The sequence below is a fragment of the Actinoplanes sp. NPDC051633 genome, from assembly GCF_040681735.1.
GTDB lineage: Bacteria > Actinomycetota > Actinomycetes > Mycobacteriales > Micromonosporaceae > Actinoplanes.
Window position 1 is genome coordinate 1 of the sequence record NZ_JBFAZH010001021.1, and the last position, 2799, is coordinate 2799.

3 protein-coding genes and 1 pseudogene are annotated in these 2799 nt (G+C 70.6%); all 4 read left to right on the forward strand.

Annotation, left to right across the window (positions count from 1 at the left end; genetic code table 11):
• Positions 1–618, forward strand: a pseudogene (locus tag AB0M20_RS36210) (EscN/YscN/HrcN family type III secretion system ATPase); the annotation flags it as partial.
• 144 nt (positions 619–762) lie between these two features.
• Positions 763–1449, forward strand: a complete 687-nt coding sequence (locus AB0M20_RS36215; RefSeq protein ID WP_364305136.1) for a hypothetical protein — start codon at positions 763–765, stop codon at positions 1447–1449.
• Entirely contained in the window at positions 1446–2405 is a 960-nt protein-coding gene (locus tag AB0M20_RS36220; protein WP_364305138.1) for a transglycosylase SLT domain-containing protein, read from the forward strand. Before AB0M20_RS36215 ends, AB0M20_RS36220 begins: the two co-directional genes overlap by 4 nt.
• A gap of 20 nt (positions 2406–2425) precedes the next feature.
• Positions 2426–2799 (forward strand): hypothetical protein (locus AB0M20_RS36225; RefSeq protein WP_364305140.1); only part of this gene is annotated, 374 nt, incomplete at its 3' end.

A 2799-nucleotide genomic window follows, 5' to 3' on the forward strand; every position in this document is an offset into this window, starting at 1 on the left:
GGTGCGGTGGCGACCCGGATCGCGGAGTATTACCGCGACGAGGGCCAGGACGTGTTGCTGATGATGGACAGCGTGACCCGTGCGGCGATGGCGCAGCGCGAGGTGGGGCTGTCGGTCGGCGAGCCGCCCGCGACGCGGGGTTACCCGCCGTCGGTCTTCGCGATGCTCGCCAGCCTGCTGGAACGGGCCGGCCCGGGCGCCCGCGGCAGCATCACCGGCCTCTACACCGTCCTGGTCGAGGGCGACGACCACAACGAACCGATCGCGGACGCGGCCCGTTCGATCCTGGACGGTCACGTGGTCCTCGACCGCAAGCTGGCCACGGCCGGCCACTTCCCGTCGATCCAGGCGCTGGACTCCATCTCCCGCGTGGCGAACAAGATCACGAACGCACAGCAGAAGTCCGACGCGACGGAGCTGCGCCGGATGATGGCCGCGCACCGAGAGGTGCGGGAACTGGTCGAGATCGGTGCCTACGTGCCGGGCACCAACCCGGAGGCCGACCGCGCGACGGCGATCTGGCCGCAGATCACGGCCTTCCTGCGCCAGGGCCTGGACGAGCGGGTGACGGCCGACCAGGCCTGGACCGCCCTGCGAGAGCTGATCGCCCGAAGCTGAAACCAACAGTGGTAGCCCACCCACCCGGATTCGGGCCGGACACGTGGGTGGGCTACCACTTTCGCGGGTTGCAGGTCGGGTGCAAGGGCTCAGGCGCCAACGGCCGGGGTCGAAGCGGCATGTGAAGGCGCTGAGGAGGACCGTGTGAATCGACTGTTCCGGCTGGGGCCCGTGCTTCGTGCTCGGAAGGCTCAGGAAGATGCTGCCCGTGGTGCGGTGATCCAGTCGCGGCAGGAGATCCGGGAGGCTCAGCAGCTCGCCAAGCGGCGAGCGCTCGATCTGGCCGGCGCCGACGCACCCACCGAGGGCACCGCGCGCGCCATGGTCGCGTCGATGGTCGCCCGGCAGTCGCTGGCCGCCGGCCTCTCCGGCGCCCACCGGATGGTCACCGACGCCGAGGAGCTCACCCGCGAGAAGGTCGCCGAACTCGCGGATGCCGCCAAGCGGCGCCGCGCGGTCGAGATGATGGCCGAGCGGCACGCCGAGACGGTCCGCCACCACGATCTCAAGGTCGACCAGGCCAACCTGGACGAGCTGGCCGTCACGACGAAGGCCCGCAACGCTGCCCGTGGCATCGACGCACAGACCGAGGAGCGCGCCAACTCGATGCGCACCGGCTCCGGCACGGCCGCCGACCGGGAGAACGTCAGCCGCGACGCCGCCCTGGCCGTGCAGGCCACCCGTACCCACCAGATCGACCTGGCGGACGCCGCCCAGGCCATCGCCGCCCGGCGCGGCGACCTCGTCACCGCGGTCGCTCAGCAGACCGACCCGACGGCCGAACTCGAAGACGAGGGGGAAACCGACGAGAGCAGCCGGAGCCGCGCATGATGGGTGTCACGGGGGTCCTGAACCGTATCTCCGAGTTGCAGACGCAACTCGGGCTGACCCCTGCCGCCAACAACGCGAGCCTCAACGGCACCGCCTTCGCCGGCGCGCTCGCCGACGCCACTGGGGGCACCACGGCCACCAACGGTGGGGTGACCGGCGATCAGATCGTCACGTCGGCCAAGAAGTACCTGGGCACCGACTACGTCTTCGGCAGCACCGACCCCAGCAAGGGTCTGGACTGCTCGGGGCTGGTGCAGCGGGCGTACCGGGACCTCGGCATCGAGCTGCCGCGCAACTCCTGGCAGCAGGCCAAGGTGGGCACCAAGGTCGACAGTTTGAAGGAGGCGAAGCCGGGCGACATCCTGGCCTTCGACTCGCCGGTCGATCACGTGGCCATCTACCTGGGTGACAACAAGATGATCGCGGCGCCCAAGCCGGGCGACCAGGTCAAGATCCAATCTGTGTACGAGACCCCGACGCACATCCGCCGGGTCGTGGGCACCCCGTCCCTGGAGACCGCGGCTGCCGTGCGGCCGGCGAGCCTGCAGGGCGTCGGCGGCGCGTCGCTCGCGGGCGTGCCGTACGGGAACCTGTTCGTGCAGGCCGGAAACAAATACGGAGTCTCGCCGAAGCTGCTCGCCGCGGTCGCCAAGGTGGAGTCGAGCTACAACCCGAAGGCGGTCAGCAAGGCCGGGGCCCAAGGCCTGATGCAGCTGATGCCGGGGACGGCCAAAGGGCTCGGGGTGAAGAACTCGTTCGACCCGGAGCAGGCGATCAACGGCGCCGCGAAGCTGCTGTCGAACCACCTCAAGGAGTTCAAGTCGGTGCCGCTGGCGCTGGCCGCGTACAACGCGGGAGGCGGCGCGGTGCACAAGTACGGCGGCATCCCGCCGTTCGCCGAGACCCAGGCCTACGTGCCGAAGGTGCAGAAGGCGCTCGCCGCGCTGGGCGGCTGACCGCACGTCGAGGGAGACCCATGTCCAACTCCGTCACCGGGCCGGACCGCCGGCCGGCCACCGAGCTGAACCGCCGGGCCGGCTCGGGCGGGCGGCGTCCCGACGGTGGCGAGGAGTTCGGGTCGGCACTGTCCGCCGAGATGGACCGCGCCCCGGCGAAGACCGACGACGAGACGCAGCGCAATCGTGTGTCGCAGGACCGGTACGCCCGCAACCAGGCCGAGCAGTATCGCAACGCGCAGACGCAGGCGGCCCGGGATCGGGCGGCGACCGCGCCGGACCGTACCGTCGTGCAGGACCGCAACGCCGCGCAGAACCGGGCCGCTCTCGACCGCGCCGCGGCGCATCACCGGACTGTCCAACAAAGGAACATGACACGTCTGAAAACCCCGAC

Excerpts from the sequence above, each read along its gene's own strand:
- AB0M20_RS36220 (WP_364305138.1), top strand. The coding sequence starts at position 1,446 with ATGATGGGTGTCACGGGGGTCCTGAACCGTATCTCCGAGTTGCAGACG.